The sequence below is a fragment of the Dactylosporangium sp. CA-233914 genome (assembly GCF_050942935.1).
In the GTDB taxonomy this organism is placed as follows: domain Bacteria; phylum Actinomycetota; class Actinomycetes; order Mycobacteriales; family Micromonosporaceae; genus Dactylosporangium.
This window is the reverse complement of sequence record NZ_CP192030.1, coordinates 11,638,687-11,659,254: the sequence shown is the minus strand read 5'-3', so window position 1 is coordinate 11,659,254 and position 20,568 is coordinate 11,638,687. Positions and strand designations below refer to the sequence as shown.

18 protein-coding genes and 1 pseudogene are annotated in these 20,568 nt (G+C 73.0%); 9 read left to right on the top strand and 10 right to left on the bottom strand.

Translation table 11 applies throughout. The annotated features are described in order from the left end of the window. Positions 1 to 178 precede the first annotated feature (178 nt). From ACQPY0_RS51925 to ACQPY0_RS51910, 4 genes are read right to left on the bottom strand one after another with little or no spacing between them, the layout of a single operon-like run. Positions 179 to 913, bottom strand: a complete 735-nt coding sequence (locus ACQPY0_RS51925; RefSeq protein ID WP_432979009.1) for a hypothetical protein — start codon at positions 911 to 913, stop codon at positions 179 to 181. After that, positions 910 to 1,485 carry an NADAR family protein gene (locus ACQPY0_RS51920; RefSeq protein ID WP_432979006.1) on the bottom strand — a complete coding sequence of 192 codons (576 nt, stop codon included), beginning with the start codon at positions 1,483 to 1,485 and terminating at the stop codon, positions 910 to 912. The genes ACQPY0_RS51925 and ACQPY0_RS51920 overlap by 4 nt, the downstream gene beginning before the upstream one ends. A 31-nt stretch (positions 1,486 to 1,516) precedes the next feature. Beyond that, complete coding sequence (locus ACQPY0_RS51915; RefSeq protein WP_432979003.1) at positions 1,517 to 2,668, bottom strand: sensor histidine kinase; 1,152 nt, start codon at positions 2,666 to 2,668, stop codon at positions 1,517 to 1,519. Continuing rightward, on the bottom strand, positions 2,665 to 3,321 hold the full coding sequence (locus tag ACQPY0_RS51910; RefSeq protein ID WP_432979000.1) for a response regulator transcription factor: 657 nt from the start codon (positions 3,319 to 3,321) through the stop codon (positions 2,665 to 2,667). The genes ACQPY0_RS51915 and ACQPY0_RS51910 overlap by 4 nt, the downstream gene beginning before the upstream one ends. Before the next feature lie 131 nt (positions 3,322 to 3,452). Between ACQPY0_RS51910 and ACQPY0_RS51905 the strand changes: the two genes are divergently transcribed. The 4 genes from ACQPY0_RS51905 to ACQPY0_RS51890 are packed head-to-tail and all read left to right on the top strand — an operon-like array spanning position 3,453 to position 6,973. Next, complete coding sequence (locus ACQPY0_RS51905) at positions 3,453 to 4,046, top strand: hypothetical protein (RefSeq protein ID WP_432978997.1); 594 nt, start codon at positions 3,453 to 3,455, stop codon at positions 4,044 to 4,046. Positions 4,047 to 4,099: 53 nt separating this feature from the next. Beyond that, positions 4,100 to 5,113, top strand: coding sequence for a peptidoglycan-binding protein (locus ACQPY0_RS51900; RefSeq protein ID WP_432978994.1), 1,014 nt, complete (start codon positions 4,100 to 4,102; stop codon positions 5,111 to 5,113). Next, positions 5,110 to 5,811, top strand: a complete 702-nt coding sequence (locus tag ACQPY0_RS51895; protein WP_432978991.1) for an ABC transporter ATP-binding protein — start codon at positions 5,110 to 5,112, stop codon at positions 5,809 to 5,811. Before ACQPY0_RS51900 ends, ACQPY0_RS51895 begins: the two co-directional genes overlap by 4 nt. After that, the gene (locus ACQPY0_RS51890) at positions 5,771 to 6,973 is read left to right on the top strand and encodes an ABC transporter permease (RefSeq protein ID WP_432978988.1); all 1,203 of its coding nucleotides are present in this window, start codon (positions 5,771 to 5,773) and stop codon (positions 6,971 to 6,973) included. Before ACQPY0_RS51895 ends, ACQPY0_RS51890 begins: the two co-directional genes overlap by 41 nt. Here the strand turns inward: ACQPY0_RS51890 and ACQPY0_RS51885 are convergent. The 4 genes from ACQPY0_RS51885 to hrpB all read right to left on the bottom strand — a co-directional run bounded on the left by ACQPY0_RS51885 (position 6,916) and on the right by hrpB (position 14,980). Continuing rightward, the gene (locus ACQPY0_RS51885; protein WP_432978985.1) at positions 6,916 to 8,172 is read right to left on the bottom strand and encodes a glycosyltransferase; all 1,257 of its coding nucleotides are present in this window, start codon (positions 8,170 to 8,172) and stop codon (positions 6,916 to 6,918) included. The two genes, ACQPY0_RS51890 and ACQPY0_RS51885, sit on opposite strands and share 58 nt — an antisense overlap. A 121-nt stretch (positions 8,173 to 8,293) precedes the next feature. Beyond that, positions 8,294 to 11,317: a hypothetical protein gene (locus tag ACQPY0_RS51880; protein WP_432978982.1), complete on the bottom strand. Its 3,024-nt coding sequence runs from the start codon at positions 11,315 to 11,317 to the stop codon at positions 8,294 to 8,296. Positions 11,318 to 11,360: 43 nt separating this feature from the next. After that, entirely contained in the window at positions 11,361 to 12,596 is a 1,236-nt protein-coding gene (locus tag ACQPY0_RS51875) for a DUF1254 domain-containing protein (protein ID WP_432978979.1), read from the bottom strand. 77 nt (positions 12,597 to 12,673) lie between these two features. Beyond that, positions 12,674 to 14,980 (bottom strand): ATP-dependent helicase HrpB, encoded by a 2,307-nt coding sequence (gene hrpB / locus ACQPY0_RS51870; protein WP_432978976.1) that lies wholly within the window; start codon positions 14,978 to 14,980, stop codon positions 12,674 to 12,676. A 20-nt stretch (positions 14,981 to 15,000) separates the two neighbouring features. Between hrpB and ACQPY0_RS51865 the strand changes: the two genes are divergently transcribed. After that, complete coding sequence (locus tag ACQPY0_RS51865) at positions 15,001 to 15,801, top strand: Fpg/Nei family DNA glycosylase (RefSeq protein WP_432978973.1); 801 nt, start codon at positions 15,001 to 15,003, stop codon at positions 15,799 to 15,801. Positions 15,802 to 15,982: 181 nt separating this feature from the next. On the opposite strand, the gene ACQPY0_RS51860 is transcribed toward ACQPY0_RS51865, so the two are convergent. Next, entirely contained in the window at positions 15,983 to 16,807 is an 825-nt protein-coding gene (locus ACQPY0_RS51860) for a transposase family protein (protein ID WP_432995377.1), read from the bottom strand. A gap of 363 nt (positions 16,808 to 17,170) precedes the next feature. Here ACQPY0_RS51860 and ACQPY0_RS51855 point away from each other — a divergent pair, with 363 nt between their 5' ends. Next, a complete protein-coding gene (locus ACQPY0_RS51855) occupies positions 17,171 to 17,518 on the top strand; it encodes a plasmid mobilization protein (RefSeq protein WP_432978970.1) in 348 nt (115 codons plus the stop codon). 165 nt (positions 17,519 to 17,683) lie between these two features. Here ACQPY0_RS51855 and ACQPY0_RS51850 read toward each other — a convergent pair whose 3' ends face one another. Beyond that, a complete protein-coding gene (locus ACQPY0_RS51850; RefSeq protein WP_432978967.1) occupies positions 17,684 to 17,809 on the bottom strand; it encodes a hypothetical protein in 126 nt (41 codons plus the stop codon). Positions 17,810 to 18,467: 658 nt separating this feature from the next. On the opposite strand from ACQPY0_RS51850, the gene ACQPY0_RS51845 reads away from it, so the two are divergent. From ACQPY0_RS51845 to ACQPY0_RS51835, 3 genes and pseudogenes are all read left to right on the top strand, one after another. Continuing rightward, on the top strand, positions 18,468 to 18,857 hold the full coding sequence (locus ACQPY0_RS51845) for a hypothetical protein (RefSeq protein WP_432978964.1): 390 nt from the start codon (positions 18,468 to 18,470) through the stop codon (positions 18,855 to 18,857). Between the two features lie 478 nt (positions 18,858 to 19,335). After that, positions 19,336 to 20,118, top strand: a complete 783-nt coding sequence (locus ACQPY0_RS51840) for a hypothetical protein (protein WP_432978961.1) — start codon at positions 19,336 to 19,338, stop codon at positions 20,116 to 20,118. A gap of 27 nt (positions 20,119 to 20,145) precedes the next feature. Continuing rightward, a pseudogene (locus ACQPY0_RS51835) lies at positions 20,146 to 20,519 on the top strand (transposase); the annotation flags it as partial. Between the last annotated feature and the right edge of the window lie 49 nt (positions 20,520 to 20,568).

The following is a 20,568-nucleotide window of genomic DNA, read 5'->3' as shown; positions in this document are numbered from 1 at the left end:
GACGGGCTGTTCCCGCCGGCGCCCGGCGGCGCGTACCATCAGTATCCAGCGGGTCGGGGGTCAGCGTGATGTGGCGATTACGACGGGTCACGGATGGCGCTGAGATTTGCGCTGAGATTTGGACGCGGCTGGTACGGTGAATCAGCGGAGCGGCACCGGGCACCGACCTGCCGCCCGTTTATCGCAGTCCGAGCGTCGCGAGCACCCTTCGGCTGGCGTCGGCGACGGGCCGCAGCACCCACGTGTGGACCCAGCGCGCGGGTGGCACGACGAGATGGCGCCACGCCCACGCGACGGGCACCACGACGAGGTAGCGCCAGGCCCAGGTGACCGGGATGACGACGAGGTAGCGCCACAGCAGCACCACGGAGTGCTTCCAGGCCCAGGCGACCGCCATCGCGACCGGGACGACCACCCACCGCCACACGAACGCGATGGCCTTGCCGATCGGGGTGAGGATGTAGCGGTACACCTGCGTGAGCGCCCAGCCGACGGCCTTCGCGACCTCGAGCAGCACCCGGCCCAGCGCCCGCCAGAACGGCCCGAGCGCGCGCACGAACCACACCAGGGCCTTCCACAGCGCCACGCACACCGGTGCGATGACGTGTTCGGCGAGCCAGACCAGCGGCACCCAGAGGATGTTGACCGTGATCCAGCGCAGCGGGACCCAGATCACGTAGTAGAACGGGAGCCAGATCGCGTAGTACAGGACCGGCTGGATGACGTACGTGACGAGGGGCGCGCCGACGTACTTCCACAGCATCCGCGCGATCCAGACCAGCGCGTCCCAGGCCAGCTTGACCGGCACCACGAAGATGACCGCCAGCACGCGGATCGGCCACGCCAGGCACCCGGGCAGCGGCTGCACCTCGTCGCGCGCGCTCGGGGCCGGCCGGCGCCGCGGCTGGCTCATGACCGGCCCTCGCCGCGACCGGCCAGCTCGTGGCGGGCTCGCATCAGGGCGAAGCCCAGCAGGTTCAGGCCGCGCCAGCGCGCCGGGTCGTTGGCCGCCCTGTCGTCCGCGGCCAGGCCGATGCCCCACACGCGGTCCAGGGGGCTCGCCTCGACCAGGACCCGCTTGCCGGTGCCGAGCAGGAACTCGCGCAGGCCGGCGTGGGCGGCGAACTTGGCGATGCTGCCCGCCACCACGATCGCGAAGCGCTCGCGCTCCCACGTGGGCTCGTCGAAGCCGGCGATCGTGCGGCCCAGGGTCTTCGCCTCGTTCGGGTGCGAAACATTCAGGATGCGGGCCGCGGTCGGCTCGTCGCCGAACAGGCGGGCCTTGCTCCACATCATGTAGTGCTCGGCCGACGCGAACCCGACACCGTCGGCCTCGAACGGGGCCGGCCACCACTGGCTCAGGCAGCTCGGGCCGATCGAACCATCGGGGCGGGCGCGGTGACCCCAGAAGTGCAGATACTTGACGCGTTCCCCGGACTCGATGCGGCGGAGCAGCTCTTCGGTGGACGACGGTGGCGCGGACATGACCCCGAGTGTGCACGATCCGCGCCGCCCGTCATGTCAGATAATCGCTGCCCGCGGCGGTGGGCAGGATCACGGTGACGGTCAGGCCGCCGCCGTCGCGGGGGTCGGCGAAGACCGTGCCGCCGTGGGCGGTGGCCACCGCGCGGACGATCGAAAGACCCAGGCCGGCGCCGGTGCCGCCGGCGCGCTCGGGGCCCAGGCGGCGGAAGGGCTCGAAGAGGTTGGGGACCTCGTAGCGGGGGACGACCGGGCCGGTGTTGCGGACCGTCACGTATACGCCGTCGGGACGGGTTCCCGACTCCACGCGGACCCAGCCGCCCGACGGCACGTTGTGGCGCACGCCGTTCTCCACCAGGTTGTGCACCATCCGCTCCAGCAGCACCGCGTTGCCGCTCGTCGGGGCCTCGTCGGCCACCGCGGTCACCTCGGGCGCCTCGGCCGTGTGCTGGGCGGCCACGTGCGACACGACGTCGGCGAGGTCCACATAGGACCGGTCGGCGACCGCGCGCTCGGAGCGGGCCAGCAGCAGCAGGCCGTCGATGAGCTTCTCGTGCCGCGCGTTGACGGCCAGCAGCGTGCGGCCCAGCTGGCGCAGCTCCGGGCCGGCGTCGGGCGTGTCGGTGCTGACCTCGAGCAGGGTGCGGTTGAGCGTGAGCGGGGTGCGCAGCTCGTGCGAGGCGTTGACGATGAAGCGCCGCTGGACGTCGAACGACTTGTCCAGGCGGGCGATCATGAGGTCGAAGGTGTCGGCGAGCTCCTTCACCTCGTCGTACGGGCTGTTGAGCGCGATCCGCTCGTGCAGCCCGCGGTCCGGGGCGCCGGCGATGCGGCGCGCGGTCTCGGTGACGCGGTGCAGTGGCTGCAGGAGGCGGCCGGCGATGAGCCAGCTGAAGGCGAGGCCGACCGCGACCACCACGGCCAGGGCGATCCCGCCCTGGGTGAGCAGCGCCTGCAGCGCCGAGGACCGGATCTCGCCCTGGATGTTGGCGACCGTGGTGCCGGACAGCCCGCCCCCCGCGCCGGGCGGTTGCAGCTCGGTGTCGAGGCTCTTGGTGATGAACATCTTGTCGCCGAGGCGCTGGAAGACCAGCAGGTACGTGATGCCGAGCAGCAGCAGGCCGCCGGCGAGGAGCATCCCGCCGTACACCAGCGTCAACCGCGTCCGGATCGTCATCTTTCTCATGGGATGCGGTACCCCACTCCCGGCTCGGTCAGCACGACGGCGGGGTCGCCCAGCTTCCGCCGCAGCTTGAGGATCGTCATCCGGACGGTGTGCGTGAACGGGTCGGCGTGCTCGTCCCATGCCTTCTCCAGCAGCTGCTCGGCCGAGACCGCCGCGCCCCGGGCCCGCAGCAGCTCGGCGAGGACCGCGAACTCCTTGCGCGAGAGCGGGACGTAGCGGCCGTCGCGGTACACCTCGCGGCGGTGCGGGTCCAGGCGGATGCCGGCCCGCTCCAGCACCGGCGGCGCGGCCGGGCGGGACCGGCGCCCGAGCGCCGCCACCCGCGCGGCCAGCTCGCGGAAGGCGAACGGCTTCGGCAGGTAGTCGTCGGCGCCGAGGGCGAGGCCCGCGACCCGGTCGTCGACGTCGGCGGCCGCGGTGAGCATGAGGACCCGGGCCGCCGACTCGCGCCGGGCGAGCTCGCGGCACACGTCGTCGCCGTGCACCACGGGCAGGTCCCGGTCGAGCACCACGACGTCGTAGTCGTTGACGCCGAGCCGCTCCAGGGCCGCCGCGCCGTCGTGGGCCACGTCGACGGCGTGCGCGTCGCGCCGCAGGCCCTGGGCCACGGTCTCGGCCAGCAGGGGCTCGTCCTCGACGACCAGTATCCGCATGCCCTCCATCGTCCCGCGCCCGTGTCAACCCGGCGTCAACGTTCGCGGTTACGGCCGGTTGACGCGCCGCGGCCTTGACTGGCCCACGGCGACCGGCGAGCGCCGGTCGTGTACATCGGATGGAGGGCATCATGCGCATCAGGACAGGGCTCGCGCTCGGCCTGCTGCTCGTGCTCGCGGCCGCCGGCTGCGCCCGCGGCACCGGCGACGAGGGCGTGGCGAGCGCGGGCGGGGCCACGCCGGCGGCGTCGTCGAGCGGCCAGGGCAACACGGGTCCCCGCAACCCGCAGGCGGACCAGGAGCAGTTTCTGAAGTTCGCGCAGTGCATGCGCGACCACGGCGTGCCGATGGAGGACCCGCAGTTCGACGGCGGCGCCGTCAGCCTCGCGATCCCGGAGGGGACGGACAAGTCGAAGGTCGACGCGGCGCAGGCGGAGTGCAAGCAGTACATGCCGGGCGGCGGCGAACCGCCCAAGCTCGACCCGGCCGACCAGGAGAAGCTGCGCAAGTTCTCCCAGTGCATGCGGGACAACGGGATCGCGAGCTTCCCCGACCCGAGCGAGGACGGCGGGATCCGCTTCAACGGCGAGGGTGGCGTCGATCCCAAGAGCGAGCAGTTCAAGGCCGCGCAGAAGGCCTGCGAGCAGTACCAGCCCAAGCCTCCCGGCGGCGGGGAGGCCGGCGAGGGCACGACGCAGAAGCACTCCAGCGGCGGTGGTGCGTGAGCAACCGTCGCAGGCGCGGTCGTGCCGGCCGGGTCGTTTTCGGGGTGGCCGCGGTGGCCGCCGTGGGCGCGGCCGCGGTGGCCGGTTTCGGCCTGCCCGACCAGGGCACCAGCGGCAGCGGTACGCATTCGACGCTGCCGCCCAAGACCGCCAAGGTGTCCCGGCAGACGCTGGTCGACACCCAGGACGAGGACGGCAAACTCGGCCACGGCGACAGCCGCACCCTCAACGGCCGCGGCCCGGGCACGCTCACCGAGGTGCCCGCCGCCGGCTCGACCGTCCAGCGCGGACAGGCGCTCTACCGCACGGACGACACGCCGGTCGTGCTGCTGTACGGCACGATGCCGTCGTATCGCAACCTGGCCGTCGGCGACGAGGGCCCCGACGTCAAGCAGCTCGAGGAGAATCTCGCGGCGCTGGGGTACACGGGGTTCACCGTCGACGACGAGTACACCTCCTCGACCGCCTCGGCGGTGAAGAAGTGGCAGGACGACCTCGGGCTGACCAAGACCGGCACGGTCGAGGCCGGGCGGGTCGTCTACGCCATCGGGGCGATCCGCGTCGAGGAGCACAAGGCGGAGGCGGGCGATCCGAGCGGGGGCGCGATCCTGGCGTACACCAGCACGACCCCGGTCGTCACGATCGATCTGGACACGAGCGACCAGCGGCTGGCCAAGTCCGGCAACGCCGTCACGGTCAAGCTCCCCGACGGCCGGGGCGTGGCCGCGAAGATCACTCAGGTGCGGACGGTCATCCAGCCGGCCCAGGGCAACGAGCCGGCGGCGACGAAGTACCGGCTCACGATCACCCCGGACGACGTGCAGGCGTTCGACGGGCTGGACCAGATGACGGTCACGGTCACGTTCACGGCCGGCAAGCGGGAGAACGTGCTCGCCGTGCCGGTCCAGGCGCTGCTCGCGCTGGCCGAGGACGGTTACGGCGTGCAGGTCGTGAACAACGGCGCAACGCGGGTCGTGGCGGTGCAACTCGGCCTGTTCGCCGCCGGCAAGGTCGAGATCACCGGCGACGGGATCGACGCCGGCACGGTCGTGGGGATGCCGGCATGAGCCCCGTCGTCGAGCTTGAGTCGGTGCGCAAGGAGTATCCAGGCGGGGTGGTCGCGGTGCGGGACGTGAGCCTGACCGTGGCGGCCGGGGAGTTCGTCGCCATCGTCGGGCCGTCGGGGTCGGGCAAGAGCACGATGCTGCATCTCATCGGTACCCTCGACCGCCCCTCCGCGGGCGCGGTGCGCATCGACGGCCACGAGATCGCCGGGCTGCGCGACCGGCAGCTGTCCGCGCTGCGGGCCCGGCGCATCGGCTTCGTCTTCCAGCAGTTCCACCTGGCCCCGGGCCAGCCCGCGCTGGACAACGTCGCCGACGGACTGCTCTACGCCGGCCCGCCCCGCGCCGAGCGGCGCCGCCGGGCCGAGGAGGCGCTGGTACGGGTCGGGCTCGGCGACCGGCTCGACCACCTGCCGCACGAGTTGTCCGGCGGCGAGCGGCAGCGGGTGGCGATCGCCCGGGCCGTCGTCGGGGAGCCCGCGATCCTGCTCGCCGACGAGCCGACCGGCAACCTCGACTCGGCCGCCGGGGCCGGCGTGATGCGGCTGCTCTCGGAGCTGCACCACGCCGGCACGACGATCCTCGTCATCACCCACGACCGGCAGATCGCGGCGAGCCTGCCGCGCCAGGTGCGCATGCGCGACGGGGAGGTGGTTCCGGATGACGACGTCGTTGGCGCCGGCGCGGCTGCACTCGGCTGACGTCGTGCGGGTCGGCGGGGCCGGTCTGCGGACCCGGCCGATGCGCGCGTTCCTCTCCGCGCTGGGCATCGCGATCGGCATCGCGGCGATGACCGCCGTCGTCGGCATCTCCTCGTCCAGCCGCGCCGAGCTCGACCGGCAGCTCGCGGCCCTGGGCACCAACCTGCTCACGGTGGCGCCCGGCAACGACCTCTTCGGCGGCAACGCGACGCTGCCCGACGAGTCCGTCGCGATGATCGGGCGGATCGCGCCGGTGACCGCGGTCGCGGCGGTGGGGAAGGTGCCGGACGTGCACGTGTACCGCTCCGACCGGATCCCGGCCGGGCAGACGAACGCGATCACGCTGCGGGCCGCCGATCCGGCCCTGCCCGGGACCGTCGGCGCGTCGATGGCCGACGGGGTGTGGCTGAACGCGGCGACCGCGCAGTACCCGACCGTCGTGCTCGGCGCGGCCGCGGCCCGGCGGCTGGGGATCGCCTCGGTGGAGGGCGGCGTCCAGGTGTACATCCACCAGCGCTGGTTCACCGTGATCGGCATCCTCGCCGAGGTCCCGCTCGCCCCCGAGCTGGACGCGTCGGCCCTGGTCGGCTGGGACGCGGCGAAGACCTACGCGGGCTTCGACGGCCACCCCACGACCGTCTACACCCGCTCGAAGGACTCACAGGTGCAGGCCGTACGCGCCGTGCTCGCCGCCACCGCCAACCCGTCCGCGCCGAGCCAGGTGAAGGTGTCGCGCCCCTCCGACGCGCTCGCCGCCCGGCAGGCCACCGACAAGACCTTCACCGGGCTGCTGCTGGGCCTCGGCGCGGTCGCCCTGCTCGTCGGCGGCGTCGGGGTGGCCAACACCATGGTCATCTCGGTGCTGGAGCGGCGGGCCGAGATCGGGCTGCGCCGCGCGCTCGGCGCGACCCGCGGACAGGTCCTGGTGCAGTTCCTCGCCGAGTCGCTGCTGCTGTCGGCGCTGGGCGGGGCCGGCGGGGTGACGACCGGGATCCTGGTGACGACGCTGTACGCCACCACGCGCGACTGGCCGGCGGTGGTGCCGGCGTGGGCGAGCGCCGGTGGGGTCGCCGCCACGCTCGTCATCGGCGCGATCGCCGGGCTCTACCCGGCGGTGCGGGCGGCCCGGCTCGCCCCGACGGAGGCGCTGGCCGCAACCTGACCGGCCTCGGCCCGGGCCTGCCGGGCGAACTGGTACGCGGCCATGAGGTGGCCGAGGTAGCGCTCCGCGGAGTACGCGTCCGTGGCGGCGCGCCCGGCCTCGGCCACCTCGCGGTGCAGCTCGGGGTCGGTGAGGACCCGGGCCAGGGCGCCGGCGAACGAGTCGGCGTCCGGGGCGGCGTTCAGCCGGCCGCCCGCCCCGCCGGGCCGCTGCGCCAGGGCGGCGTCGGCGAGCACGACCGGCAGCCCGGTCGCCTCCGCCTCGATCAGGACCAGGCCCTGGGTGTCGGTGGTGGAGGCGAAGGCGAGGACGTCGGCCATGCGGTAGTACGCCGCCATCCGGCTGTGCGGCACGGGCCGGACCAGCCGCAGCGCGTGCGCGACGCCGGCCTGGCGGGCGAGGCGGATGACGGTGAGCCGGTTCTGCTTCACGCCGACCATCACCAGCCGGGCGTTGGGCAGCCGGCGCAGCAGCCGGGCGAACGAGGCCAGCAGCAGCGCCGGGTCCTTCTCCTTGGTGGCCCGGCCCACGGCGAGCACCACCGGCGCGTCCTCGGGCACGCGCAGCGAGCGGCGCAGCTCGGCCCGGCCCAGCGGGCAGTCGGCGAGCTGGATCGAGGTCGGCACCGTCCACACCGGCGGCAGCCGCTCGAACTCGGTGAGGCCGGCCGCGGTCTTCGCCGACGGCGCGATCAGCACCGACGTGCGGTCCATGAACTCCTGCCCCAGCCGTACCAGCTGCGCCCGCCGCTCGGTGCCGGAGCGGGCCAGGCGCAGGTAGTCGCGCATCGTCCAGCCGAGCTCGAGGCGCTGCGCGGCGTGCACGGCACCGAACTGGATCTCCATGAAGTGCGCCGAGTACGCCAGCAGGTCGGTGTGCCAGGTCATCACCACGGGGAGGTCGTGCGCGCGGGCGTAGCGCAGCCCGCCGATCCCGACCGGCCCGGGCGTGTGCACGTGCACGACGTGCGGGACCGGCCGCATCCCGGAGAAGTGCGGCAGTCCGACCCGGATGTTGCGCAGCGGGACCGGCACCGAGCGGACCCCGCAGGGCTCGTCACGCCCGCGCAGTAGCGGTGCGGGCTGGTACACCTGGATCTCGTGCCCGGCCGAGCGCAGCAGGGACACCGTGGCGGCCACCGAGGTCGCGACGCCGTCGGAGCGCCCCGGGTGGCTGTCGCAGAAGTGCGCGATTCTCACGCCGGACATGGTGCGGTACGGCTCCCGCGCAGACGAGAATCCGCATCCGTTGTACGCCATGTGTTCATTGACCGGCATCCCCGCCGTCGACCGCGGGTCCATCGCCGCGGCATCCGCGCGTTCACGACGCGGTCATGACCAGGCCCAGGGCGGCGTCGCGGACCTCGGCGACCGGGTGGTCCCGCAGCGAGCGGACCGCGGCGCGCCACGCGGGCGGCCAGCCCAGGCGCCCGCCCTGGGCGGCGTAGGCGACGGCGATCAGGCCGTCGGCCAGGGCCGGGCCGGCGACCAGCGCGGTGACCATGGCCTCGGACGGCGGCTCGGGGGCCCGCTCCAGGCGCCGGCGCAGGGCCTCGGCCAGCCGCGCGGCCAGCACCGGGCGGCCGGCGGACAGCTCGCGCAGAGCGGCCAGGGAGCCGGGCGAGGCGAGATCGGCCGCCGCGACCAGCAGGTCCCCGGCGAGCGGCGCGAAGCCGTCGGCGGGGGCGAGGACCGCGGCGGCGGCGCCCGCCTCCGCGCGAGCCGGGGCGTCCGGCGCGGCGGTGGCCAGCCGGGTCGTGAGGATCCCCACGACCGTCTCGATGCGGCGCCGGGCCGGCCGGTCCGGCCGGGAGTCCTCGGCGTCGCCTCCGTTGTCCAGGGTGGACAGTGCGCGGCACGCCTCGGCGAGCAGGCCCGGCTCGGCGGTGCCGGCCGCGACGGTGTCGGCGAGGGCACGGGCCACCGTGGGCCAGACGGTGACGTCCTCCAGGTCACGCAGGCGGTCCAGGATCAGGGCGCCGGCGTCGGGGATGTGGCGGGCCCAGGCCGGGAACGCCTTCCAGGCCGCGGCGGCCGTCTCACGATCCCGGTCGCCGCACGCCGTGGCGATCAGGGACGCGTAGCCGGAGCGGTGCGGCTGCGGCAGGTCCGGCGGGGACGCGGCGAGGATGGGGACGGTGAGCGCGCGGCCGCCGCCGGCGATCGCGGCGTGCAGGATGCGCCACATGCCGGGGCGGTCGGTGTGCCGGCGCGCGGCCGCGACGATCGCGGCGCGCACGTCCGCGTGCAGGTCCGGCTCCTGCCACTGCCGCCACAGGAGGTCGGCGGCGGCGGGGATGCGGAGGTCGGCCAGCAGCCGGACGGCCTCCTTGCGGCTGGTCACCTTGCCTCGCACGGCCGCGAGCACTGCTGCGGCCTCGCCGGGCGGGGCGAAGCGGGCGGCGCGCCCGGCGGCGAACATCGCGACCCTGGCCCGGTCTCCGGCGGCGTGGGACAGCAGCAGCGGCAGCGTGTCGCCCGGGTGATCGGTGCGCGGCAGGGCCGCCAGGGCGGCCTCGGCCAGGTTCACCTCGTTGGCGTCGACCCAGCGCAGCAGCGCCGGGCGGCCGTGGCCGGGGACCTCGGCCAGCCGGCGCAGGGCCTCCGCCCGGGCGGCGGCGGTCTGGCCGGGGTCGCGGACCGTGGACTCGAGCAGCGCGGCGTACGCGGCGCGGTGGCGCTCGTCCCAGCGGCGCAGGTGGACGCGGGGCGGCGGGGCCGGGACCCAGCGCACGCCCCCGGTCACGAACCGCCCGGCCGGCACCGGGCCGCCCAGCACGCCGTCGAGAAGGTCCGGGCGGCGCGCCGCGACCGCGCGCCACACCGCCGGGACGGCTACCGCGGTCGGGTCGGCGCGCACGGCCTCGGCCGCCCTCGCCGCGCGGTGGGCCGGGTCGTCCAGCCAGAGCTCGATGGCGCGGCGGGCCACCGCCGCCGGGGTGTCGCCGGTCGCCGCGCGGGCCAGGAGGGACTGCAGGCCGGGCAGCGCGCGGGCGCGGCGGCCCAGGGACCCGGCGAAGGCGAACAGCGGCTCGAAGTCGCCCCGGTCGGCGGCCGCGCTCAGCCACGGGCTCACCGCCGCGAACGCGTCCGCCTCCTGGCCGCGGCGCAGCCTCGTGTCGAGGCGGCCCAGCGACGGTAGGCGGCCGTTGCCGGCCAGGCGGTGCAGGGTGCGCTGGGCCCACGCGAGCAGGGCGGGGCTGTCGAGGCGCTCACGCAGTACCGTCGCGGCCAATGTGGACAGACGGCTCAGCGTGGCCGGGCTCGTGTCGCGGGCCTCGACGGCGTCGGTGACCACCGCGTCCAGCGGCGCGGCCAGGTCCGCGTCGAGCCGCGCCGGCGGTAGCGTGGCCAGGGCCGCGAGGGCGCGGCCGCGGACCGGGTCCCGCTCGTTGCGCAGGCGCACCAGCGCGCGTACGGCCGCCGGGACCGCCGCCGGGTCCTCGGACCGCGCGGCGCAGCGCACCAGCAGCTCCCACCCGCTCGCCCGGTCCTCGACGTTGCCGCCGCGAGTCGCGGCCAGCAGGGCCGGCTCGGCCTCGGTCCAGGGCAGCATCGACGTGTAGTGCCGGGTCCGGCGCTCGTCCTGGGCGATCTCGGGCCGGGCCAGGGCGCGGCGGGCCTCGGCGACGCGGGTCCAGCGCGGCAGCGCCTCCAGGACCGCGTCGGCGGGCACCGTCCGGGAGCGGTCCACATCGGACAGTGCCGCCTCGAACAACGCCGGGCGGTCGGCCGGGGGCATCACCGACAACAGGCGGGCCAGCTCGTGCGGGCGTTCGCGCAGCCGGTGGGCGAGGCGGGCCAGGGGAGCGGGGCCGAGGCGGCGCAGCCGGCGCAGGAGACTCTTCGGCAGCGGCTGGCGGCCCAGCCAGGCGGCGCGGGCCGGCGCGGTGAGCACGGCGAGCAGGCGGGCGGGGTGGGCCTCGGCGAGGGGGCCGAGCTCGTGCACGCCGAAGACGTGCTCGGTGGGGGCGTAGCGCTCCAGCAGGGCCATCGCCTCGTCCGGGCGGGCGCGGGCGGCGGCGAGCACGGCGCGGTACCAGCGAAACCACCAGCCCGACCGCTCGGCCTCCGGCAGGTCCCGCAGCTGGCGTCCGGCCTCTCGCAGCAGCTCGGCCGGGCGGTAGCGGCCGAACCGGGCCCGGTTGGGCAGGGCGTGGGACAGCTCGGGCAGCAGCCGGTCCAGGGTCGCCGAAGCGCAGGCGCTCAGCAGGCGGGCGGCCTCGGCGTCGCCGTACACCGCGCGCACCTCGTCCACGAGCGACTCGGCGCGGGCCGTGTCCTGCACGGCCGTGATCCGGCGGTAGAGCCGCAGGCGCTCGTCGAGCGGAAGGTCATGGTCCACCGGCCCATGGTGCACCGGCCGCCGGCCCGGCGCAGCCGCCGGTTCACTCCACGGGCTCCAGGGGCGGCAGCCGGTACTCGTCGCGCAGGATCGGGCCGCCCGGCTGGTACACGCGCAGGACCGGGTGGTACTCGCCCCGCGGGGCCCGCAGCCAGTTGGCCGCCGCGCCGGGGTCCTCGCGGCCGATCACGATCGTGACCGAGCCGTCGGGGCCGGTCCGTGCGTCGCGGGCCGGCAGCGTGCTCGGGCCCCGTTCGCCGGGCACGGTCAGCGACCAGCCCGCCGTGCACGGCGGCGGCGGGGCGAGGCGCAGCGCGTAGCCGTGGGCGCCGCTGAGCCGGGCGCCGGAGCGGTCCTTGTGCGCGGCCGGGTACACGGCCTCGTACGCATGGTTGCCCCACAGGTTCGTCCGCGCCGCGACCGCGCGCGCCGCGTGCGCCGCCTCCCGGTCGCCGATCGTCCACTGCGGACTGTCCACAGTGCCCACCTCGAAGTAGTCGAGGTTGTAGTCGAACGCGTGCAGCTCGTTGGTCCACCCGTTCACCGGCGCCGGGTGCGCCTTCGCCGCCGCCTCCTCCAGGGCGTCGCGGCCGCGCTCCAGCCCGTCGGCCAGGGCGCGGCGTTGCTCGCGGGGCATCGTGGGGTAGGGCGAGTTGCCGCCCTCGAAGACCCCCAGCGGGGCGAACCGGCGCTGGTAGCGGCGCTCGGCCGGCGAGGGCGGGAACGCGGCCAGGCCGCGGCGCAGCGCCTCGAGGAAGAGCAGGTCGTCCGGGACACCCGCCTGCGGGCCGGGCAGGCCGTCGAGCGGCACCCGCGGGTACATCCGCTCGATGGTCAGCGCGTCCTGCAGCGCGTGGGCGCCCGGCCCGGCGGCGAACCGGGCGACGAGGGTCGCGACCATCGTGGGCACCCGGATCACCTCCGCGGCGGGCGCCTCCCGGCCGGCCCAGCCCGGCGGGACGAGCAGGTACTCACGCTCCTCGTCGGGGGTGGTGCGGCTGCCGACGTACGCGAAGTTGTGCGTCCACGCGTCGATGAACTGGACCACGTGGTAGCGGCCGCCGGTGCCCGGCACGCGCAGCCAGAGCGGGCCGCCGGAGAGGTCGAGCTGGGCGGTGGAGTACAGCAGGTCGGGGTTGGCGGTGGGGCTGTCGGGCACGCGCCGCTGGTGCACGAACGCGTTGAAGACCGGCGCCTCGGCGACGGCCCGGAGGTCGTGGAGCAGGGGGTAGCCGTAGCCGTACGCCTCGGCGGCCAGCGCGGCCAGGTCGTCGCTCATCGCACGCCTCCCTCGTCCCGGTTTCAAGCGTCCGGTTCCGGGCCCGGGATGCCGGGTGAGTCCGCGGGTGAGCCGGGCTACCGGCGAGGGTTGGTGCGCTTGGTCGGCGGGGCCGTCGCCGGGTCCTCGGGCCAGGGGTGACGCGGGTAGCGGCCGCGCAGCTCGGCGCGGACCTGCGGGTATCCGGTGCGCCAGAACGAGGCCAGGTCGCGGGTCACCGCCACCGGGCGGCCCGCGGGGGACAGCAGGTGCAGCAGGAGCGGGCGGTGGTTGAGCTCCGGGGTTCGTTCGAGGCCGAACATCTCCTGGACCTTGACCGCCAGCAGCGGGCCGTCCTCCGCCGCGTAGTCCAGGCGTACGGTGGATCCGCTCGGCACCGTCAGACGCTCCGGCGCCAGGCGGTCCAGGTCCTTCGCCGCCGGCCAGGGCAGCCCGGCCTGCAGCGCGCTGTGCAGGTCCGTGCCGTCCACCATGGACTCGATGAGCGCCGCATCGCTCACGTCCGGCCACGGGTCGCCGAGCGTGCGATGCAGGTAGGCCAGGCGGTGCCGCAGCGGGGTCCAGGGCACGCCCTCGCGCCGCAGCCGGTCGCGGCGGGCCGCCTCGGCCAGCTCCCTCGGGGCGGCACCGATGCGGCGCTCGGACAGTACGATCGCGCCCAGTCTTTCGACCCGCCGGACGCCCGTCGCACTGGTTTCGTCCACAGTGGACAGCAGCGCCGAGCCGGCCTCGCGGGCGATGTCCTCGTCGATCGGGGCGGCCAGGCGGATCCGCGCGTTGACCCGGCCCACCGGGCGGTCCGCCGCGGCGATCGCCAGCCACTCGTGGCCCCGCAGCGGCGAGTCCTTGGCCAGCTCGGCCTCGGTTCCGCCGGCCATCAGGTAGGCGTCGCGCCGGCGCCTCGCGATACGCTCGGGGTAGGCCAGGCCGGCAATGACACCCGCAGCCCGGTCGGCGGCCGTCTCGCGCTCCTTCGGGTTCTCGATCATCCGGTACAGCAGGGTCGCCTCCCTTCGCCAGTGCTCCGTCGTCCTCCTGGCCGCGGCGATGTCGTCGGTCCGGTACGTGTCCTCGGCCAGGATCGCGACCACCTCGGCGGCGTTTCGCGCGCCGACCAGCGGGGCGCCGTCCAGCAGTGCCCTGGCCAGTCTCGGGTGGGCGCCGATCCGGGCGATCTTGCGGCCGCGGTCCGTGGCCCGCCCCTGCTCGTCCACCGCGCCCAGGGCCCGCAGGGTCCGCGTCGCCACGGTCATGGCCGCCTCCGGAGGCTGATCCGGCAGCGCGAGGCCCGTGCCGCCCGGGGTGCCCCAGCAGGCCAGGGCCAGGGCGAAGCCCGTGAGCTCCGCCGTTCTCACCTCGGGCTCGGGGTCCGGCGGCAGGCGGTCGTCGTCGGCCTCGGACCAGCATCGGTACACCACGCCGGCCCCTTCCCGGGCCGCCCGGCCCGCCCGCTGGGCCGTGCTGGACCGTGCCGCTCGCACCGTCACCAGGGCGCCGAGGCCCCTCGACAGGTCGATCTTCGGGATGCGCGACAGGCCGGAGTCGACCACGACCCGCACTCCGGGGACCGTCAGGCTGCTCTCCGCCACGGCGGTCGCCACGATCACCCGGCGGGTGTCCCGCTGGGTGAGGGCCTCGTCCTGGGCGGCGGCGGGGAGTCTTCCGTGCAGGGGGAGGGTCGGGATCCCGGGGATGCTCCGGCGTACCTGTTCGATCTCGGCCGCCCCCGGGACGAATACCAGGATGTCGTGTTGGGTTTCCAGCCAGGCTCGCCTGGTCACGTCGGCCACGTGGTCCATCGTCAGCGGTTGCCTGGCGGGCGGGGACCAGCGAACCTCGATCGGGAACAGTGCGCTGTCGGCCTCGACGGTCCGCGATTTCAGGACCTGACCGAATTTTTCCGGATTTATGGTGGCGGAAGCCGCCAGGAGGCCCAGGTCGGGGCGGAGGGTGTCCCTGGCCTCGATGAGGAATGCGGTGGCGAGGTCGGTGTCCAGGTGCCGCTCGTGACACTCGTCGATCATCACGACACTGGTGCCGGGGAGCTCCGGGTCCTGCAGAAGCCGCTGGACGAGCAGGCCCGTGGTGACGACCTCGATCCGGGTGTCGCGGCCCACCCTCCGGTCGCCGCGCACCGAGTAGCCGACCGTCTCACCCACCCGCTCGCCCCGGATCTCGGCCATGCGCTTGGCCGCCGCCCGCGCCGCGATTCGCCGCGGCTCGGCCACCACGATGCGGCCCGGGATGCTGTCGGCCAGCGCCAGCGGGACGAGCGTGGTCTTCCCGGTCCCGGGTGGCGCGACGAGCACGACGGCACCGCGGCGGGTCCCCTCGACGACCTGGTCGAGCACGTCGGCGACCGGCAGCTTCTCCACGACGGCCATCCTCCTCTACCCTCGCGATCGTGCCCGAGTTGCCGGAGGTGGAGTCGGCGCGTGCCGTGCTGGAGCGGTACGCCCTGGACCGTGTCATCGCGGATGTCGACGACACCGACACGTACGTGTGCCGCCCGCACGCTCCCGGCTCCATCCGCGCCGCGCTTTCGGGTGCTTCGCTGACGGCGGCGCTGCGGCGGGGCAAGAGCATGTGGTGTACGACTTCTGCGGGCCCGGTGCTGGGCATCCACCTCGGCATGTCCGGAAAAATCGTGTTTATCGCCTCCGATGGGGACGAAACGGACGGCGGCGACTACTGGCAGCGCGGCCGCGCCCGGGGCGACCACCGCTTCACCCGCTTCTCCCTCACTTTCACCGACGGCACGAGCCTGCTCCTGGTCGACCCCCGCCGCCTCGGGAGGGTGAGACTGGACCCGCCGGTGGAGCGGCTGGGCCCCGACGCCCGGACGATCACGCCGGCCCAGTTCCGGGCGGCGCTGGCCCGCGGGACGGTCGCGGTGAAGGCGAGACTGCTGGACCAGGAGGCCCTGGCCGGCGTCGGCAACCTGCTCGCGGACCAGGTGCTGTGGCAGGCCAAGGTCAACCCCAGCCGCCCGGTCGACGAACTCTCCCGGCCCGACCTGGACCGCCTGCACCGAGCCCTGCGCCAGGCGGTGGAGTCGGCGATAGCGGAGGGTGGCGTACACACCCTGCCGGTGGTGGAGGCCAGACGAGAGAGCGGCACCTGCCCAAGATGCGGCACAGCGATGCGCCGAGCCACAGTGGCCGGCCGCACAACGTGGTGGTGCCCCCGCGACCAGCCCTCATGACCGAGCTCCACGACTGGCGGGACGTTCGCACCGAGGAGCGGGCCCGCACGGAGATCGCCTGACTCTGGGTTGCCCTCGCCCACACTGCCTCGTCAGGGCAGAAGTATTACGCCAGCATTTGACGCGTATTACACTGAGGGGGATGGTGGATACCGCCTGTCAAGGTTCTACTGAGGTGATCTCAACAAGGAATCGGCAGGTAGCGGTGCTCGAAATGGGTGAGCGCGAGTGCCGCTTTGACGAAGTCGCCGATTCTGGTTGGGCTGGCGGTGGTGTGTTGCAGGGCGTGCCAGCGGGTGGTGAGGAGTGCGAAGCCGCGTTCGCCGCGGCAGCGCATCGATCGCAGCAGGAGGTTGTAGGCGCGGTTGTCGATGGCCAGGGCGCTGCCGTCGGTGGGCTGTTTGACCGGAGTGTGGACGCCGCGGCCTGCGCCTTCGTAGCCCGAGTCGGCCAGGGTGGGCAAGTCCAGTTGCGATGCCGCCCAATACAGGGCAGCGAGGACGTCGTGATCGTGGGCGACGGTCAGGTCGTGCAAATGTCCCGGTGACACTGGTGCGGTCCAGATCGGCAGGCCGTCCGGGCGCATGATCGCTTGGATGTTCCCGCCGAAGTCGCGGTGCTTGCCGGAATACCAGGCGTCGATGGTTTTGCCTTTGACACTGGTGGTGGTTTGGGCGCAGCGGTCGGTGGTGAACACTTTGCCGTCCAGGATCACATGGGACCAGCCGTCCTCGGCCACGCGGCGCAGCGCGTCGTGGAGGTCCGGGGCGGTCGCGGCGAGCAGGGCGGTGACCTCGTCGCGGTAGCGGTAGGCGGTGGCGCGTGACACGCCGAACCCGGCTGCGAGGAGGGTCAGGTCCTCGCGTTTGCGGTACCAGACCAGGACCAGCAGGGCGTGATACCAGCAGGTCAACGCTCGTGTTCCGCGTCGGGTTCCGCGTCTGCGGCGGTCGGCGCGTAGGAGCCCGGCGACGTGGTGGACCAGTTCCCTGGGGACGTCGAGCATGGCACGATAGGCGATCACTGGGGTCCTCACCGTGGGCGGGTGTTCTTGTGGTGAGAACTGCCTACCGAGGGCCCCAGCCCTCTTCCAGCACCGTCCACATTGGACGTAATGTCCGTGTCGTCCAAATCAGCCAGCATTCCTCGCTGAGATCACCTCACTGGGTGCCAACATCACCTATGCCACCAAGCGCGCGACCCGTGCTGAGGTGTTTGCCAACCGGCCGGCCATTCGCACGAATTTGCGCGGGCGGGTGGCGACGCACCTAGCGCTCGGCGTCACGGACGAGGGGCGCAGCCTGACGGTGGCGTTCATTTATCAAGCGGAGACGAACACGGCATATCCGATCACGGCCTGGGAGCAGAAATGAGCAGGGCAGAGGAAGAAGTCGACGAGGTCACTGGCATGAGCTTGGCCGACATGGCGGCTGCCGCCGAGGACCTGTACGAGCACCGTGAAGAGGCGGTTGGTGACGAGGTCCCAAGCGAGCCGACGTCCGGGATTCGTTCGGTCGTGTCGGTTCGGTTCGGCCGTGGCGAGCTGGACAGCATCGTCGCGGCGGCGGCCGCGGCCGGCCAGCCGGTCTCGACGTACATCCGCAACGCCGCGCTGGCGGCATCGGCGGCAATAGACCTCGAGGCGGCGCGGCGCGACCTCCGAACGGCGGCGAACGCCCTTGACGAGTTCCAGCGCCGACTGGGCACCGTCGCCTGACCGCCCGCCACGCGAGGCCAATACGAGTGGCCTCACGAAGACACTTGCTCACCTCGTGATAGCCCGGAAACGGCCCCTCCGGGGAATAACGTCGCAGGCGAGGGTCCGCTCGGTCCGGAAGCGGTTGAGTCGCCGGCGTTGCGGTAGTTCGAGCACCAATCGCCGTCAGTAGTCAATGTGGATCTGGATGACGGCCGGCGACGCGATCATCGACGCGGAAAAGACCGGCCCGGGCACGTTCAAGGGCACGCTGAACCCAGCCAAGGTGGATGAGGCGTCCTTGGTGTACATGGTGTACATGGTGTACGACCCCGACAACAAACCGGTCCCGTTCGAGGCCACGGTCGACCCGCAGGTCCGGCACAGCGGCGCAGGCGCCCGGCCCGCCCAAGCAGGTCGCGCTGAACGTCCCGGTTGCTCAAAGCAGCCGTCGAGCGGCCTCGTTCGGCGCGGACCCCGGCTCTTGCCCGCGACGGCGGCGACGGGCACGATCGTCGCGGTGGGCGCGGACTTCTTCTGGCGGCGAGCGGCGCCGGACATCGTGCAGGGTCTCGATGAGGCGAGCCTGAGAGCTTCTGGTCCCCTGGTGGCTGGACAAGCGTTCCCAGCAGGAAGTAGCGGCCGGCATTACGGTCGGTGTGGAGAATCGGTGGAGCAACTCCAAGGTCTGAGCGCCATTTGCGGTGCGACAGTACCCTCCCCGCCGCCACTGTCTGAGGCCAGTCAGGACCCCGCATCACACGAGGTGTCTCACGTCATCCTGGCAAAGCAGGGGTGTAACGCGCCTCCCCCATCAGACGGGCATCGACGAGAAAGGCACAGGCGATGCGCTGCGTTATCCGATCGCTACGGCTGAGAATCCATACGGCCGATCCAAACAGTCTCCCAATACACCAATAGGATCCTCTCGTTGCCGGCATCTTCGGCCCAGTCTTCAACTCGGGATAAAGTGACCTACAGGGACGTTTCACTCTCGGGCGAAGGGCTGGCCGTCCTCATGGAGCCGGTCCTGCCCTCGCTCGACGAACGCGCCCGTCCAGACTGGGCGCGGCTGCTGGCGGCGCAGGCGGGGCGGATGGTCTCGGGCCGGGTGACCGACAAGGCGTGGTTGCTGGGCAACTACCGGATGCGGCTGAATACCGCCGAGAGGGTGGGTCTGCCAGCGCCGGAAGGGCTCACCGCCGTGGTCGAGACCATGGACGCCGCGCCCGAGTCCGAGGTCGTCTTCCTGCTGTTCGCGTGGGGTGCCCACGGCTACCTCATCTGGCTCGCGCCGGACCTGTCGCGGGTTGTCGCGGTGTGGCGGGCGCGGGACCGACGCGTTCCGGACGCGGCATAGATAGGCCGCGTCGGCCTACGGGCCGCGCCAGTTGGATGCCCGACGATGAACTGTCTCCGCCGGTGGGCTCTCAGCAGGCGGTTGCAAGACAACGCACGTCGCCGGATTCCTGACCTTGCTCCTCTTCCAGTACGGGCGGAGGACGTGACCGTAGGTATTCATGACCACCGCGATCGGCGATTCCGCTCTCAAGCAACGACCCCCCGCAGTCGCCACCTGCTCAGGAGGCAGAATGCCGACCATGAAGTAACTGTCGTGGAGGCCCTCGGCGCCGGCTACGACGAGCCCGGCGGCGGCGTCGGAGCCGGTTCCCGCGCCGAGCCGGAAAAGCTTGGCGATCGCCGGCTTTGACCAGCGCTTGACCAGGCGTTCTGACCGGTCCCAGCTGATGCTTGACACTCTGGCGGTTTGACATGGTCGCCGACCGAAGCTGATTGGGCTCCTTCCGCGCGACGGTCGCGACCCATACTCTGCCGACATGCTCTCCACGATGTTCGCTGGCACCGCTCAGCATCCGCGCCTTGTTCTCGGTGGGGCAGTGGGCGTTGCGGTGGGCCTGGTGGGAGTGGGACTGCTGACGGCACCGGAAAGCGACAGTAGACACGCGATGCCGGCGCTCCTGTCCTTGCTTGGACTCGCGTCGGCAGTCATGGCTCTCGCTGCGTGGTTTCGGGCACGGCCGGCAGCGTTCGTCGTCGATCAACGTACCGTCGCGTTCCGCACCCTGCGATGGCCGGGCCACGTCTACAACGCCACCACAGCCGTCATTTTCAGTGCGACGCAGGTCGCGTTCTGGCTCAGCATCCCTGATGGGAATCAGGACCCGGCGTTCGACGATCCCGCCTGGCATCTGCAGAGAAGCATCCTCGGCGCCATGGCCGTTGTGCTGGCAGCGCTGAGCATCGTGCTGGTCCTCGCGGCGTGGCGCGATATCGGCGTTCAACTGCGGCCGGACGGCCTGGTCGACCGAAGTCCGCTCGGTACCCTGACCGTGCCGTGGGATGCCCTGTCAACGGACTCCTTGCCGCAATCCCAGCCAACTGCCACATCGCTCCTGCTCACCTACGTCAGGCCGGACCTGGTCCGCCGCCACGGTGTGCCGTTCAGCCGGCGGCGAATCCGCACAGACGCCGTCAATGCATTGTTTCTCGCCAATGCTATTCACTACTACCTCGTAAACCCGCAGCACCGACAAGCGATCGGCACCGAGGCCGAGTACGACGACCTTCGCAGCGCCCTGTTCCGCACGAGGCCGGTGTAGTCCTCCCGGCGCCCAACTGACCCTGTTCGACACCAGGTCATCGCCACCGACACCCCGCCCGGCCGCGGTTCCATCCAATACCTCGAGGCGCGCCACCGGGCCCGCGCCAGGGTGGAAGAGGAAGGACACGGGTTTCGGCCGGTTCCCCTCCCGGGTATTCGCGATCGACCAGGCCTGGCTGCAACTCGCCCTGACCGGCATCGACCTGATCGCCTGGACCCAAACCCTGCTCCTCGACAACGACCTGGCCGAAGCCGAACCCAAGAACTGCGTTACCGGCTGCTCCACGTCGCTGCCCGGATCACCCGCACCGCCCGCAAGACCCGGCTGGCCATCGCCGAACACCGGCCCTGGACCGACGCCCTGTCACCGCATTCGCCCGGCTGAACGCACTGCCCCGACGAGCGAAACGCGGGAGGACCCCACGTGGTGTCTCGGGCTTCGGGCGTG

Coding starts and splice junctions, on each gene's coding strand:
- ACQPY0_RS51895 (WP_432978991.1), top strand. CDS start 5,110: ATGAGCCCCGTCGTCGAGCTTGAGTCGGTGCGCAAGGAGTATCCAGGC.
- hrpB (WP_432978976.1), bottom strand. CDS start 14,980: ATGGCCGTCGTGGAGAAGCTGCCGGTCGCCGACGTGCTCGACCAGGTC.
- ACQPY0_RS51875 (WP_432978979.1), bottom strand. CDS start 12,596: ATGAGCGACGACCTGGCCGCGCTGGCCGCCGAGGCGTACGGCTACGGC.
- ACQPY0_RS51910 (WP_432979000.1), bottom strand. CDS start 3,321: ATGCGGATACTGGTCGTCGAGGACGAGCCCCTGCTGGCCGAGACCGTG.
- ACQPY0_RS51905 (WP_432978997.1), top strand. CDS start 3,453: ATGCGCATCAGGACAGGGCTCGCGCTCGGCCTGCTGCTCGTGCTCGCG.
- ACQPY0_RS51850 (WP_432978967.1), bottom strand. CDS start 17,809: ATGTACACCAAGGACGCCTCATCCACCTTGGCTGGGTTCAGCGTGCCC.
- ACQPY0_RS51920 (WP_432979006.1), bottom strand. CDS start 1,485: ATGTCCGCGCCACCGTCGTCCACCGAAGAGCTGCTCCGCCGCATCGAG.
- ACQPY0_RS51915 (WP_432979003.1), bottom strand. CDS start 2,668: ATGAGAAAGATGACGATCCGGACGCGGTTGACGCTGGTGTACGGCGGG.
- ACQPY0_RS51840 (WP_432978961.1), top strand. CDS start 19,336: ATGCTCTCCACGATGTTCGCTGGCACCGCTCAGCATCCGCGCCTTGTT.
- ACQPY0_RS51855 (WP_432978970.1), top strand. CDS start 17,171: ATGAGCAGGGCAGAGGAAGAAGTCGACGAGGTCACTGGCATGAGCTTG.
- ACQPY0_RS51890 (WP_432978988.1), top strand. CDS start 5,771: ATGACGACGTCGTTGGCGCCGGCGCGGCTGCACTCGGCTGACGTCGTG.
- ACQPY0_RS51925 (WP_432979009.1), bottom strand. CDS start 913: ATGAGCCAGCCGCGGCGCCGGCCGGCCCCGAGCGCGCGCGACGAGGTG.
- ACQPY0_RS51860 (WP_432995377.1), bottom strand. CDS start 16,807: ATGCTCGACGTCCCCAGGGAACTGGTCCACCACGTCGCCGGGCTCCTA.